We start from the raw sequence: 13,359 nt of genomic DNA on the forward strand, positions 1-13,359 counted from the left end.
AGGATCCCGCACCCTGTGACGAGGGCGACCCACACCCGCGCCTACCGTGGAGTGATGGACGTCAGCGGTCTTCCTCTCCTCGACCGGCGCATCGCGGACTGCCGGGCCTGCCCGCGGCTGGTCGCCTGGCGTGAGGAGGTGGCCCGCGCCAGGCGAGCCGCCTACGCGGACTGGACGTACTGGGGCCGGCCGGTGCCCGGGTTCGGGCCGGCGGACGCCAGGCTGCTGATCGTGGGACTCGCCCCCGCCGCCCACGGCGGCAACCGCACCGGCCGGATGTTCACCGGCGACCGCTCCGGGGACGTCCTCTACGAGGCGCTCCACGACGTCGGTCTCGCCTCCCAGCCGACCGCCGTGCACGCCGACGACGGCCTGGAGCTGTACGGCGCACGCGTCACCTCACCGGTGCACTGCGCCCCGCCCGCCAACAAACCGACCCCGGAGGAACGGGACACCTGCCGCCCGTGGCTCGTGCAGGAACTGCGGCTGCTGCGGCCGACGCTGCGGGCCGTCGTCGTGCTCGGCGCCTTCGGCTGGCAGGCCGCGCTGCCCGCGTTCGCCGCGGCGGGCTGGTCGGTCCCCCGGCCGCGCCCCGCCTTCTCCCACGGGGCCCGCTTCCACCTGGACGGACTGGAGCTCTTCGGCTGCTTCCACGTCAGCCAGCGCAACACCTTCACCGGCCGGCTCACCCCCGCCATGCTGCGTGACGTCCTGCGCACGGCGGCGCGGGCCGCGGAACTGCCGACGGCCGGGTGACGGGCTAGGAGACCTCCTCGCCGAACAGGTGTCGCACCGTGGAGCGGTAGTTGGTCCGTACGTGCGTCAGCGCGTGCGCGCGGGCGCGGTCCGGGTCGCCCGAGGCGATCGCCTCGTACAACTCGCGGTGCTCCACGAGGAGCTGGGGCCACTCCTCGTTGCGCCGGGTCATCCAGCGCAGCCGCCCGGCGACCGGTTCCAGGGCCGCGGTCAGCAGGCTGTTGCCCGCCATCGCCACGATGCGGTCGTGCAGATGGCTGTTGATGTCGGTGATCGCCTCGGCGTCCCCGGCCTCGGTGGCGGCGGAGGCGCGGTCGAGGAGCTCCCGGACCTCGGCCAGATCCTCCGGCGTCGCGCGGGACGCGGCGAGCCCGGCGGCGTAGACCTCCAGGGCCTCGCGCAGTTCGAACAGTTCCTTGACGTCGGTCGGGGTGAGGCGGCGGACGACCGTGCGGCGGGGCGTCTCGAAGTGGACGAAGCCCTCGGCGACGAGGGCCCGGATCGCCTCCCGGACCGGCACCCGCGAGACGCCGAAACGCTCCGCCACCTCGCGTTCCACCAGGCGGTCGCCGGGACGGAGGCTGCCCGCGATGATCTCCTGGCGCAGATCGGCCGTGACGCGTTCGCGGACCGCTCCGAGAGGTTCGATCTTCGTCATGCAGCCCATCTTCGTCGACGCGAGGTGTCTTTTACGGAGCGTTAACAAGAGCGACATCGGTCGGAACGGTTGACGGGGAGACCATGAGCGCAGTTTGGTATACCAAACTTCTCGCCAAGCAACCTGCGAACACCCCCTCCGAACACCCCCATCGAACACCCCCACCGAGCAGTCCCCACCGAGCAGTCCTCCGTCGTCCCCTTGCTCAGGGAGGCCCCGTGTCCCTCGCCGATCGTGCCGCAGCCACCGGCACCCCAGCGTTCGTCCCCGATCCCCGGCTCACCAACGAAGACCTCGCGCCCGCCAAGAAGCGCAACTGGAAGGTCTTCGACCTCTTCGCCATGTGGATGTCCGACGTCCACAACCTCGGCAACTACACGTTCGCCGCCGGACTCCTCTTCCTCGGCATGAACGTCTGGCAGATCTTCACCTCCCTGCTCGTCGGCTTCGTGATCATCTACATCGGCATGAACTGGATGGGGAAGATCGGCCAGCGCCACGGCGTCCCCTTCCCTGTCGTCAGCCGGATCGCCTTCGGCATCTGGGGCGCCAACATCCCGGCGCTGATCAGGGCCGTGATCGCCATCATGTGGTACGGCATCCAGACCTACCTCGCCTCCGTCGCCGTCAACGTGATGCTGCTCGCGGCCTGGCCGAGCCTGGAGTCCTGGACGCACAACTCCTTCCTCGGCCTGGACGCCCTCGGCTGGTTCTCCTTCATCGTCCTGTGGCTGGTCCAGGCGGCGATCATCAGCCGCGGCATGGAATCGGTGCGCAAGTTCCAGGACTTCTGCGGCCCTGCCATCTGGTTCGTGATGATCGCGCTGGCCGTGTGGATCCTCGCCAAGGCCGGCTGGACGATCTCGCTCACCTCGACCCCGCACCCCGTCTCCGTCGGAGAGCAGTGGCGCCAGTGGTTCGGCGCGATCGGCCTGGTCCTGGCCACGTACGGCACCCTGATGCTCAACTTCTGCGACTTCTCCCGCTTCGCGCCCGACTACAAGTCCGTCAAGCGCGGCAACTTCTGGGGCCTGCCCGTCAACTCCACGGCCTTCGTGATCGTGTCGGTCATCGTCACCGCGGGCGCTTTCGAGGTGTTCGGCAAGGAGATCACCGACCCGGCCTACCTCGTCGCCGAGATCGGCAGCACCTGGGTGCTGGTGCTGGGCGCGCTGACCTTCGCCATCGCCACCATGGGTGTCAACATCGTCGCCAACTTCGTCTCACCGGCGTACGACCTGGCCAACGTCTGGCCGCAGAAGATCACCTTCAAGGTCGGCGGCATGATCAGCACGGTCGCGGCGCTGCTCGTCACCCCCTGGAACCTCTTCTCCAACCCGACCGTCGTGAACTACTTCCTCGGCGGCCTCGGCGCCTTCCTCGGCCCGCTGTTCGGCGTGATCATGCTCGACTACTACTGGGTCAAGCGCGGGCGCGTGAACGTGGACGAACTGTTCGACGCCACCCCCGGATCCCGCTACTACTACCGCAAGGGCGTCAACCCCAAGGCGCTCTGGGCGTTCCTGCCGGCGGCCGGTGTCGCGGCGGTGCTCGCGCTGGTGAAGACCTTCAGCGACGTGGCGCCGTACTCCTGGTTCATCGGCACGGCGCTCGCGGCCGGGCTGTACGCGGTGCTGTGCCGCCCCGAGCGCACCACCGCGGAGGTCTGAGAGACGTGCGGATCGTCGTCACCAACTGCAACACCACGCAGGAGATGACCGAGGAGATCGTACGAGGTGCCCGGGCCGCCGCAGGCCCGGGCACCGCCGTGACCGGACTGACCCCCGCCTGGGGGCCGCAGTCCGCGGAGGGCTGGCTCGACAGCTACCTGTCCGCCGCGGCCGTCCTGGACACGCTGCGCACCTACGACGGACCGCCGTACGACGCCGTGGTCATGGCCGGGTTCGGGGAGCACGGGCGGGAGGGTGTACGGGAGCTGGTGGACGTACCGGTCGTCGACATCACGGAGGCCGCCGCGCATCTCGCCTGCCTGCTGGGCCGCCGCTACGGCGTCGTCACCACGCTGGAGCGGTCCCGAGGCCAGATCGAGGACAGCCTGGAGACGGCAGGGGTGGCCCGGAACTGCGCTGCGGTCGTGGGCACGGGCCTGAACGTGCTCGACCTCGGCGACGACAAGCGCACTGAGACGGCGTTCCTGGCCGCCGCCGAACGGGCCTGCGCGGCCGGGGCCGAGGTCCTGGTCCTGGGGTGCGCCGGCATGACCGGGCTGCAGCGGACGGTCGGGGAGAAGCTGGGCCTGCCGGTCGTCGACGGGGTCGCCGCGGCCGTCAAACTCGCGGAGTCGCTGGTGGCGCTGGGCCTGACGACGAGCCGTACCGGGAGCTACGCCGAGCCGCTGCCGAAACGGAGGGTGTGGGGGAGGACCGAGCGGCGGTAGCGCATGGTGGCTGTAGCTCATGGCGAGTGGTGGCTCATGGCAGAGCCCACCCGCACCTTTCCGTCCTCGGCGGTCGGCATCGCCCCGTACAGCAGCCGGCTGCGCTCCCCGAGGACCGTGGCTCCGCACACGGCCGTCGTCGGAGCCACGTACGCCGACCCGGGGACGACGGGGCGCTGCCCGCGGTGTTTGACCAACATGGAGTCCTCGTCAGGCAGGCGGCCCGCCGGGCACGACGGCTGTCGCCGTGATTTCCACGAGCTGTCCCGTGTACCCGAGGCACGCCACGCCGATCAGGGTTGACGAGTGCGGCCCGGCACTGAGCCCCGACGCCTCGACGACGGCCCAGACGGCGGACAGCACGGCCGGCTCGCCGCTCACGACGTACACGTCGGTCGCCACGACCTGCGCCAGATCGCTCCCCACGGCGTCCAGTTGCTCCCGCAGATTGGCGATCACCTGCTCGGCCTGCCGCACGGGATCGCCGGGTCCGACGAGTTCACCGTCTGCGTCCAGGGGAACGGACCCGGCGAGGAACGCCAGCCGCGTGCCGGCCTCGACGACGGACGCATGCGAGTAGGAGGGCGGCGGGAAGAGGCTCGGGACGGTGACGCGGCGGATCACGTGAGGTCTCCGATCTGCAGGAAGCAACAGGACATGCGGCAACAGGACTAGCGGCAAGCGGACGAGCGGTAAGAGGACAACCAGCCGATCATGCCGGGCTGCGGCACCCGGGCGCACCCGCATTTCGGTTCACGACCGGGCGTTTCGGTTCACTGCCCGGGCGTTCGGGTTCACCCCGCGGTATTCCGGTTCACCCTCCGGGGACGACACCCCTACGCTTCCCCGGACCGCAGCCCGCCCGCGCGCAGGAGCAGCCCCGTGCCCACCCTCCCGGACAAGCCCTTCCTCGACACCACCGCAGACCGCCTCGCAGCCCTCCCCGCCGTCCGGGCCGTCACCCTCGGAGGCTCCCAGGCCCAGGGCACCGAACGCCCCGACAGCGATTGGGACCTGGCCGTCTATTACCGCGGCGCCTTCGACCCGGCCGACCTCCGCGCCGTCGGCTGGGAGGGCGAGGTCTGCGAGATCGGCGCGTGGGGCGGCGGCGTCTTCAACTCAGGCGCCTGGCTGACGATCGAGGGCCGGAGGGTGGACGTCCACTACCGCGACCTGGACGTCGTCGAACACGAGTGGGCGGAGGCACGGGCGGGCCGCTTCCGTGTCGAGCCGCTGATGTTCCACCTGGCGGGAATCCCGACGTACCTCCTCGTCGCCGAACTGGCGATCAACAAGGTGCTGCGGGGCGAACTACCGCGCCCGGACGCCTACCCGCGGGCCCTGCGCGAGAGCGCCCCCGCGCACTGGCACGGCATGGCCGCCGCGACTCTGGCCTACGCGAAGGCCGGCCATGCCCCGAGGGGCGCTCTCACTCAGGTCGCCGGCGCGATCGCCCTCGCGGCGACCCAGACAGCGCACGCGGTGCTGGCGGGGAGAGGGGAGTGGGTGACCAACGAGAAGGGGCTCGTCGAGCGGGCCGGACTGCGGCGGGTGGACGCACTCGTAGCGGGCCTGGCAGACGATCCGGCAGCGCTCGCCCGGGCGGTCACCGACGCGGAGGCGCTCCTCGAACGCGCCGCGCACGGCTGAGGGTGCCGTCCTCCGCCAGGAGGGCCCGGCGATTGCGTTCATAAAGAACCCCGGCTTCCGCTCCCTACGTCACGTTCCGGAAACCTGTCCTCCGGGAACCACGCCTACCGTGGACACCCTCACCCACACTCCGCCCCGGCCACCGTCGCCCGAAGGCCCACCCCTGCCCTCGACGTGACGACAGGAGCCCCGTGTCCCGCCGCACCGCCCCGCATCTCCCGCCCTGGCTCGCGCATGCCCTGCGTGCTCAGCGGGGGCCCGTGCCCTGGAGCGCGGTGACGCGGGGGGTGCTGTCCGCGGGGCCGCTGCTGCTCGTGGCGGTGGGGACGGGCCGTACCTCGCTCGGCGTCGTCGCCGCCATCGCCGCCATGCTCGCCGGGATCAACGACCGGCCCGGCAGCCGGCGGGTCTCGGTCAAGCGGCTCGGGGTGCCCGCCCTCGGCGGTGCGCTGGGCCTGGCGGCCGGGACGTATGCCGGGCAGGAGACCGGGGCGGTCGTGCTCACCGTGGTTCTCACGGTTGTCGGGCTCGTCGCCGGCGGGATGAGCGCCGTGGGGCCCGTCGCGTCCGCCGCCGGGACGCAGGTGCTCGTCGGCGCGGCCGTCGGAGCCGGGATGCCCTTGCCGGAGCCGGGCTGGGAGCGGGCGCTCGCCTTTCTCGCCGGGGCCGGGTGGCTGCTCGCCCTCCGGCTCGCGCTGCCCACGCCCGGCTCCCTCAGCGGTGACTTCCGGTTCGACGGGGAGCGGGAGGCCGTGGCCGGCGTGTACGACGCCGTCGCCGACCTCCTCGACGCCGTCGGCGGGCGGGACGCCATCCGCCGCCGCGCCGCGCTGACCGCCGCCCTCGACCACGCCCAGGACGCCCTCGCCGGACCCCGGCTGCGGAAGTACGCCTCCTCCTCCGTAGAGCGGCGGTTGCACGCGCAGTACGCCGCCGCCCTGCCCCTCGCCGAAGCCGCCACCGCGCTCGCCTGGGCCGAGGAGACCGTGGCCGAACGGGCCTCCGCAGGGCCCCGTCGGCTCGCCGCCGCCGTACGCGGGAACACCCACACCGGGCCGCTGCCCGCGCCCTCCCGCTCGGCGCCCGCCCTTCGCGCCCTCGACGACGCGCTGCTGCACGCCGCCGAGGTGTTCGACCAGGGCCGGGGCGGCGATCTGCACACCCGGCCCCGGACCGCCGGGGACCGGCTGCGCGCCGCCCTCGGCAGCGCCGGACGCGAGTACGGGCTGCGCGTCGCCCTCTGCTTCGGAGCCAGCGCGGCGGTCGCCCAGGCCCTGCACCGGACCCAGTGGAACGGGCAGCACGAGCACTGGTACTGGCTGCCCGCAACCGCTGTCTTCCTCGTCAAGCCCGACCTGGGGCCGCTCGCCTCGCGGGTCCTGAACCGGGCCGCCGGGACCGTACTCGGCGCCCTGCTCTTCGCGGGGCTCGCCGCCGTCCTGCCCCGGCCCGGGGGGCTCATCGCGCTCGTCGCCCTCAGCGGAGCGCTGATACCCGTCGCCACCCGGCACTTCGCCGCCCAGACCGCGGTCGTCACCGTCCTGGTCCTCGCCCTGGTCATGGTCGGCGGCGAGCCGCAGGCCTCCGCCGGCCGGATCGGCGAGACGCTGCTGGCCTGCGCGATCGTGCTGATCGTCGGACACCTGCCGATGCCCGGACAGCGAGGCGGGGGCGTGCGCGCCCGGCTCGCGGCGGCGAGCGAGGCCGCGCAGGCCTACCTCACCCACGTGCTCGACGAGGCCGAAGCCCCGAGCATCGGGGCCTCCGGCACCCCTGCCGGCCATCAGGCCACCAGTGCGCCCTCGGACCACCGGGCCTCCAGTGTTCCCCCGGACCATCGGGTCACCAGCGCTCCTTCCGATCACCGGGCCACCCGGGCGCCCTCCGACCACCGCGCCACCCGATGGACCCTGCGCCGCGAGGCCTACCGCACTCTCGCCGAGGCCCGCTCGGCCATCTCCCTCGCCGCCCACGAACTGCCCGCTCTCGCCCGGCACACCGAGGGCGCCGACGAGGTGGCCGACCTCCTCGAACGCCTCGTCGACACCACCACCGCCTGCGCCGTGCACCTCGACGACACCGGGCGCATCGGCCCGCGTCACCGGGAACGCCTCGCCGACGTCCTCGCCGAACTCGCTGGGCGGGGAGAGCGGGTGGGGCTACGGCTGCCCAGGACGCCCCTGGCCGGATAGCACGCGGAGCACGGCCCCTGACGCCCCGGCGACGAGGTGCGAGAAATCTCCCCGGGCAGCGATGGCGGGACGCGCTCAGCGCCGAGCTGCGCGGACTGCCCATGGTGGAGACCGACGCAGAGTCGTCGAGCGTGCGACCGGGTCTTCCACCCAGTAGGCGTGGGGGGCAGTGGGGGCCCAAGGGGCGCGCGTCGGCACTCGGGGCGCCTGCGGGACCTGAGGACATCAGACGTCACGACGAGTGTGACGGCTGACACCCAAAGTGAGGAAATAAGCCAAGCGGCTGAGAGTTTGCTCACACTTGACGGTGAACGCGTGTCAACTACGTCTCAGAACCGTCACTTCGTGAGCCGTTCACCCCATCGTTGGCGTTTAACTCTACGAGTACAGCGCGACAGGGAGGTGCAGGGTGAACGGGCGAACGGTGCTCGAGAGCTTTCCCGCCGGTGGGCCGCGTGGCTCCTGGCCGGCGGAGGAGTTCGCGCAGGCGCGGCGTCTGGAGGGCCTGCCCGCCGAGGTCGTCATGGACCTCGCGACGGACATGTTCCTGGTGATCGTGCGCAGCGGGGACGGTGCCGACGCCACCGCCTGACGTGTGCGCCCCGCCTGACGTGTGCCTTCAGCCCGCCTTCGGCGCCTGCACCTTCCTGACCGGCGCGGATGACGTGGCGAACTGCTCCGCCTGGAGCGCGTACAACTCGGCGTAGAGCCCGCCGGTCGCCAGCAGCTCGTCCGGCGTCCCGGACTCCACGAGCCGGCCCTGGTCCAGGACGTGCACCAGATCCGCGTGCCGTACGGACGCCAGCCGGTGCGTGATCAGGACGACCGTCTGGCCGCTGTCGGCCAGGGCGCGGATCCGCTCGAAGACCTCCAGCTCGGCCCGGGCGTCCAAGGCGGCCGTGGGCTCGTCCACGATCAGGATGCGCCCCCTGCGGTAGGCGGCTCGGGCGATGCCCAGCCGCTGCCACTGGCCGCCCGACAGCTCGTGCCCGCCGCTGAAGTTGCGGGCCAGCAGCGTGTCCAGTCCGCGCGGGAGGTCCGCGACCACCGGCCCCGCCCCGGCCTCGGCGATCGACGCGGCCAGCCTCTCCTCGCACACGGGGGCCGAGGGACGCCCTATGGCGACGTTCACCCGGGCCGTGAACGGCCACCGCTTGAAGTCCTGCGCCACCATCGCGATCCGCTCGGCCAGCCGGTGCCGGTCGGCGGTCGCCGCGTCCACGTCGTCCCACAGGATCCGGCCCCGCTCCGGTGTGTAGAGCCCGGCGAGCAGCTTGACCAGGGTCGTCTTTCCGGAGCCGTTCTCCCCGACCAGCGCGACGATCCGGCCCACGGGGATGCTGAGTGTCACGTCGTCGAGGGCGGGGCGGGCGGCGTCGCCCGGGTAGCGGAACGTGACGTTCTCGAAGCGGATCTCGCGCGGGTCCTCGGGCAGGGCCAGGCCGCCCGCCGGGATCTCACGCTGCGCCGCCTCCGCGTACAGCCGGTGCAGGTCGCCGACGAAGAGGGCCTCCTCGTGCAACGCGTTGACCTCCACCACCAGCGTGTCGAGGCTTTGCGAGCCGGTGCGGATCGCGATCACGGCCGTTCCCGCCACGGACAGGGCCATCGCACCGGCCAGGAGCAGACCGCCGAGCGTCGCGTACGTCGCCACGGTCGCGAGGCCGGTCCACGCCGCCGCGATCAGGCCGGTACGGGCGGCGAGCCGGGCGAGACGGGCCTGCTCGGCCTCGGCCGTCTCCGACATGGCGCGGAAGTGCCGCAGCAGGAAGGAACCCACGCCGTGCACCCGGATCTCGGGGGCCGCCTCCGGCTCGATGAGCAGGCTGCCCAGCAGCCGGCCCGCGCGGGCGTGCTGCACCCAGGCATGGAAGGACTCGTAGCGCCGCCGGGCGACGGTCAGGGCGCTCCAGGCGCTCGGCAGGGTCATCGTGATCAGCAGCGGCAGCAGGGCGGGGTGCAGCACGGTCAGCACGCCGGCGGCCGCGACCAGGGAGATCATCGCGTTGATCACGCGTGTCCCGTAGGAGATCATCCGACGCGCGGAGGCGGCGCCGTACTGCGCGGTGTCCAGCAGCTTGTGGAAGGCGTGGTCCTCGATCGCGGCCAGCTCCACGGCCGCGGCCCGCTCCAGGTACTGCTCGGTCGCGACCCGCTCCACCTTGGGTTCCAGGCGTCCGGTGGCGTACGTGCTCGCGGCCCGCAGCAGCGCCGCGAGCAGCATCACGACGGCCAGGATGACCAGGGCCGGGACGGCTCCGCGCAGCCGGTCCTCGATCGGGCCGCCGCCCATCAGCCGGGCCAGCACGCTGTTCACCGCGAGCAGGCTCACCGCCTGCGCCACGCCCCGGCTCGCCTCGGCGGCCAGGACGACCCGCGCGGCGCCCCTGTCGGCCTGCCGGGCGAGCCGGAGGCTGGACGCCAGCAGGGACGGCAGCCGGCTGATCATGGCGCGGAAGTTCAGCTCAAGGAACGCGTCGGCGTGCTGGTTCCAGCCCATGTCGTAGCGCAGCGGCCCGCCGAAGAGCAGTCGCTCCGACTCGGACACCTCCGGCGCGGTCCGCTTCTTCGCCACCGTCGACCGACCTCCGCTCGTGGCCCGCTCATGGATGAACGGTCACTATCCCGGGGGCGGAGCCCGCCCGGGCAGGGCGCAGCCCGGGGCGCCGGATGCGCGCGGGCGCGCGACCCGGCCCGGTAGAGACGTGGGACGGCGCGGGGGCGCGGGGTGGTGAGGGGTGTGGGGGCGGGCCCTGCGTCGGTCGGGCTGTTCCGGTCCCTGACGCGTCGACCGGGCCGCTCCGGCCCTTACGCGCTGACCGGGCGCGACCAGGACGGGGCCGTGCCCGTCACGCGGCACAAGGCCAGGTACAGCGGTATGGGCGGAGTGTAGGGAAGCGTGCCGTCGGGGCGGTGGATCAGGGCGGGGAGCTCCGGGACGTCCGGGATCACCGCGCTGGTGGCGTAGTGCACCGGGGCCGGCCACTCCAGGGCGTGGTCGGAATCGGACGGCACCAGCCACCACCAGTGCGTCTCGTCGCCGTAGACGCAGCCCACGCGGGGCAGCCGGGGCATGATCAGCGGGCCGAAGCGGGCGGGAGCGGCCACCGCGTCACAGCCGAGCGGGGCGGTCATGCCGTCGGGCACGGGCAGCCGCAGCGTCGGGCCCGGCGTACGCTGCCCGCGCCGGAGGCGGACCAGACTGTCCAGGTTCAGCACGCGGCCACCGGGTGCTGGACTCATGCCGGCCCTCGCTCCGGGCGATGCTGCTGTTGAGGAACCTCCAGGGCACCTCGCGTGCGCCGCGCCGCCGGGCTTCCGGGCCCGTCCCCGTCGGACCCGTCGCTTCCGTCGGCCCCGTCGCTTCCGTCGTCCGAGTCGCCGGAGCGTCCCGGCTCGGGGCGGGTGCCCCAGCCCAGGTCGTTCCAGGGCTCGGCCGGATCACGGGGGGTGCCCGCCTTGCGTGGCAGTTCGGCCCAGACGAGCAGGCCGGGGCCCTGCTCGTGCGCGCCCCAGGCATGGCAGAGGGCGTCGACGAGAAGCAGTCCCCTCCCGTGCTCCTCCTCGGGGCGCGTCCGGCTGGCGGCGTGGGGCTGGCCCGGGGCGCAGCCCTCGTCCCGCACGGCTATCCGCACCAGGTCCTCGCTGTCGTGCAGCTCGCACACTATGTGCGTGCTCGCCGTGTGCACGAGGGCGTTGGTGACCAGCTCGGAGACCACCAGGGCCGCGCTGTCGCACGTGTCCTCGCACACCGACCAGCCGGTGAGCCGGGCCCGCGTCAGGCGTCTGGCCTGGGCCGGAGAACCCGGATGTGCGGCCAGCTCGAAACGGAACCGGCGCTCGGCAGCGGCCCCGAGGGGACCCGCTCCGGCACCGAGGCCGGCAAGGCCTTCGGCGGCGTCTGTTCCTAAGGACGGGGACGGAATCACGCTTGCCACTATCGCCCCGCCGTGAACACTTGGCAAGTGTCACTCTGAAAATTGCAGAGTGCTGTGTGACGGTCTGGAAGGCCGTGGCACACTGCTCGCAACAGCACCCCGCGCGGCGCCAGTTGGGATCATCGAAGATCTGTTCGGAACATGCGTTCGGATTGACTCTTTGAAAGGTCTTCGAATGGCGCCGCCGGGCTGTCAGCGCGTCTTGTGCCGGCTCGTCAGAACCCTTCGTGGAGGTGGAGCGTGAGCGAACCGCGGTCCGCGCCGACGGTCGGCCAGGTCGTCCTCGGTCGGCGCCTGTTGGACCTGCGGGAACGCGCCGGGATGAAGCGCGAGGAGTCCGCCCGCATCCTCCGCGTCGCCCCCGCCACCGTTCGCCGTATGGAGATGGCCGAGGTCGCGCTCAAAATCCCGTATCTGCAACTGCTCCTGAAGGCGTACGGCATTTCCGACGCCGAGGCCGACGCCTTCGTCCAGCTGGCCGAGGAAGCCAACAAACCCGGATGGTGGCAGCGCTTCCACGACATCCTGCCCGGCTGGTTCTCGATGTACGTGAGCCTGGAGGGCGCGGCGAGCGTCATCCGCAGTTACGAGCCCCATTTCGTCCCCGGGCTGCTGCAGACCGAGGACTACGCGCGCGGGGTGCTCCACTCGGGCGCCATCGGCCAGACCTGTCCCGAGGACATCGAGCGCCATGTCGCCCTGCGCATGCAGCGCCAGGACCTGCTCACCCGCGAGGACGCGCCCAGGCTGTGGGTCGTGATGGACGAGACCGCGCTGCGGCGCCCGGTCGGCGGCCCGGAGGTGATGCGTGCCCAGGTCGACAGACTTCTGGCAGCCACGAAGCTGCCCAACGTGACGCTGCAGGTCGCCCCGTTCGCGAGCGGGCCGCACCCGGGGACGTACGGGCCCTTCGTGCTGTTCCGATTTGCCATGCCCGAACTGCCGGACATGGTCTACAGCGAGTACCTGACCGGCGCGGTCTACCTCGACGCGCGCACCGAGGTGGCGACCTACCTCGAGGTCATGGACCGCATGGCGGCGCAGGCCGCTACGGCACATCGCACGAAGGAGATCCTCCGGGATCTCCGCAAGGAGCTGTGAATGGATCGCATCAAGCCGCGCAAACACGTCTACAACGGCATGCCCGCGCGCGACTTGGGCAGTGAAGGCTGGCACAAGCCGTGGAGCGGGGGGAACGGAGGCAACTGCCTGGAGGCGATGAAGCTCGCCGACGGCCGGATCGCAGTCCGTCAGTCCACCGACCCGGACGGTCCGGCACTGATCTACACCACCGCCGAGATGACGGCCTTCATCGAGGGCGCGAAGGCGGGAGAGGCGGACTTCCTGCTGTCCTGACGTGCTTGCCGTTGCTCTCGCTCGACTTCCTCACGCTGATGCCTACTTGCTGATGCCTATTCGCTGATGCCGAATCGATGGTGCGCTGAATCGACGGTGCTGAATTGACCACCCTTTGTGCCTTACGGAGTGCCTCATGACCGGGCAAGGACCCCACGTCGGCCGTCAGGATCGACACGACCAGACCCCATCCCGCGCGGATGTACGACTGGTACATCGGCGGTAAGGACAACTATCCGGTCGACGAGGAGATGGGCCGTCAGATGCTCGCCCTCGACCCGAGGGTGCCGGTCGCCCAGGAGACGGCACCCGACGCCCGGGTCGTCTACTGCGACAACGACCCCATCGTGCTGGCCCACGCGGCGGCCCACCTCACACCCTGCAGTGCCTCACGTCCTGCTGTGATTCACG

General features: G+C 71.9%; 14 protein-coding genes and 1 pseudogene. 9 read left to right on the plus strand and 6 right to left on the minus strand.

What is annotated here, in order from left to right; all coding sequences use genetic code 11:
• Positions 1 to 54: 54 nt before the first annotated feature.
• Positions 55 to 756 carry a uracil-DNA glycosylase gene (locus ACZ5TL_RS11810; protein ID WP_468589296.1) on the plus strand — a complete coding sequence of 234 codons (702 nt, stop codon included), beginning with the start codon at positions 55 to 57 and terminating at the stop codon, positions 754 to 756.
• 4 nt (positions 757 to 760) lie between these two features.
• Here ACZ5TL_RS11810 and ACZ5TL_RS11815 read toward each other — a convergent pair whose 3' ends face one another.
• The gene (locus ACZ5TL_RS11815; protein ID WP_468589297.1) at positions 761 to 1,414 is read right to left on the minus strand and encodes a GntR family transcriptional regulator; all 654 of its coding nucleotides are present in this window, start codon (positions 1,412 to 1,414) and stop codon (positions 761 to 763) included.
• Positions 1,415 to 1,632: 218 nt separating this feature from the next.
• On the opposite strand from ACZ5TL_RS11815, the gene ACZ5TL_RS11820 reads away from it, so the two are divergent.
• Both ACZ5TL_RS11820 and ACZ5TL_RS11825 read left to right on the plus strand, forming a co-directional pair.
• Positions 1,633 to 3,084 (plus strand): NCS1 family nucleobase:cation symporter-1, encoded by a 1,452-nt coding sequence (locus tag ACZ5TL_RS11820; RefSeq protein WP_468589298.1) that lies wholly within the window; start codon positions 1,633 to 1,635, stop codon positions 3,082 to 3,084.
• A 5-nt stretch (positions 3,085 to 3,089) separates the two neighbouring features.
• Positions 3,090 to 3,812: an aspartate/glutamate racemase family protein gene (locus ACZ5TL_RS11825; RefSeq protein ID WP_468589299.1), complete on the plus strand. Its 723-nt coding sequence runs from the start codon at positions 3,090 to 3,092 to the stop codon at positions 3,810 to 3,812.
• Positions 3,813 to 3,829: 17 nt separating this feature from the next.
• Here ACZ5TL_RS11825 and ACZ5TL_RS11830 read toward each other — a convergent pair whose 3' ends face one another.
• Together ACZ5TL_RS11830 and ACZ5TL_RS11835 are read right to left on the minus strand one after the other, a co-directional pair.
• Complete coding sequence (locus ACZ5TL_RS11830) at positions 3,830 to 4,012, minus strand: hypothetical protein (RefSeq protein ID WP_468589300.1); 183 nt, start codon at positions 4,010 to 4,012, stop codon at positions 3,830 to 3,832.
• Positions 4,013 to 4,022: 10 nt separating this feature from the next.
• A complete protein-coding gene (locus tag ACZ5TL_RS11835) occupies positions 4,023 to 4,436 on the minus strand; it encodes a RidA family protein (RefSeq protein WP_468589302.1) in 414 nt (137 codons plus the stop codon).
• Positions 4,437 to 4,694: 258 nt separating this feature from the next.
• On the opposite strand from ACZ5TL_RS11835, the gene ACZ5TL_RS11840 reads away from it, so the two are divergent.
• The 3 genes from ACZ5TL_RS11840 to ACZ5TL_RS11850 all read left to right on the plus strand — a co-directional run bounded on the left by ACZ5TL_RS11840 (position 4,695) and on the right by ACZ5TL_RS11850 (position 8,246).
• Positions 4,695 to 5,462, plus strand: a complete 768-nt coding sequence (locus tag ACZ5TL_RS11840) for a nucleotidyltransferase domain-containing protein (protein WP_468589304.1) — start codon at positions 4,695 to 4,697, stop codon at positions 5,460 to 5,462.
• A 191-nt stretch (positions 5,463 to 5,653) separates the two neighbouring features.
• The gene (locus ACZ5TL_RS11845) at positions 5,654 to 7,654 is read left to right on the plus strand and encodes an FUSC family protein (RefSeq protein WP_468589306.1); all 2,001 of its coding nucleotides are present in this window, start codon (positions 5,654 to 5,656) and stop codon (positions 7,652 to 7,654) included.
• Positions 7,655 to 8,063: 409 nt separating this feature from the next.
• Entirely contained in the window at positions 8,064 to 8,246 is a 183-nt protein-coding gene (locus ACZ5TL_RS11850; protein WP_190049063.1) for a hypothetical protein, read from the plus strand.
• A gap of 27 nt (positions 8,247 to 8,273) precedes the next feature.
• Here ACZ5TL_RS11850 and ACZ5TL_RS11855 read toward each other — a convergent pair whose 3' ends face one another.
• The 3 genes from ACZ5TL_RS11855 to ACZ5TL_RS11865 all read right to left on the minus strand — a co-directional run bounded on the left by ACZ5TL_RS11855 (position 8,274) and on the right by ACZ5TL_RS11865 (position 11,592).
• Positions 8,274 to 10,229, minus strand: coding sequence for an ABC transporter ATP-binding protein (locus tag ACZ5TL_RS11855; RefSeq protein ID WP_468589308.1), 1,956 nt, complete (start codon positions 10,227 to 10,229; stop codon positions 8,274 to 8,276).
• Between the two features lie 233 nt (positions 10,230 to 10,462).
• A complete protein-coding gene (locus tag ACZ5TL_RS11860) occupies positions 10,463 to 10,897 on the minus strand; it encodes a hypothetical protein (protein WP_468589310.1) in 435 nt (144 codons plus the stop codon).
• Positions 10,894 to 11,592, minus strand: coding sequence for an ATP-binding protein (locus ACZ5TL_RS11865; protein WP_468589311.1), 699 nt, complete (start codon positions 11,590 to 11,592; stop codon positions 10,894 to 10,896). Before ACZ5TL_RS11865 ends, ACZ5TL_RS11860 begins: the two co-directional genes overlap by 4 nt.
• A gap of 240 nt (positions 11,593 to 11,832) precedes the next feature.
• On the opposite strand from ACZ5TL_RS11865, the gene ACZ5TL_RS11870 reads away from it, so the two are divergent.
• The 3 genes and pseudogenes from ACZ5TL_RS11870 to ACZ5TL_RS11880 all read left to right on the plus strand — a co-directional run.
• The gene (locus tag ACZ5TL_RS11870) at positions 11,833 to 12,693 is read left to right on the plus strand and encodes a helix-turn-helix domain-containing protein (RefSeq protein ID WP_468589312.1); all 861 of its coding nucleotides are present in this window, start codon (positions 11,833 to 11,835) and stop codon (positions 12,691 to 12,693) included.
• Positions 12,694 to 12,948: a DUF397 domain-containing protein gene (locus tag ACZ5TL_RS11875; RefSeq protein WP_030246665.1), complete on the plus strand. Its 255-nt coding sequence runs from the start codon at positions 12,694 to 12,696 to the stop codon at positions 12,946 to 12,948. It begins immediately after the preceding gene.
• A 200-nt stretch (positions 12,949 to 13,148) separates the two neighbouring features.
• A pseudogene (locus ACZ5TL_RS11880) lies at positions 13,149 to 13,322 on the plus strand (SAM-dependent methyltransferase); the annotation flags it as partial.
• Between the last annotated feature and the right edge of the window lie 37 nt (positions 13,323 to 13,359).

This window comes from Streptomyces sp. NPDC033136, from assembly GCF_055578235.1.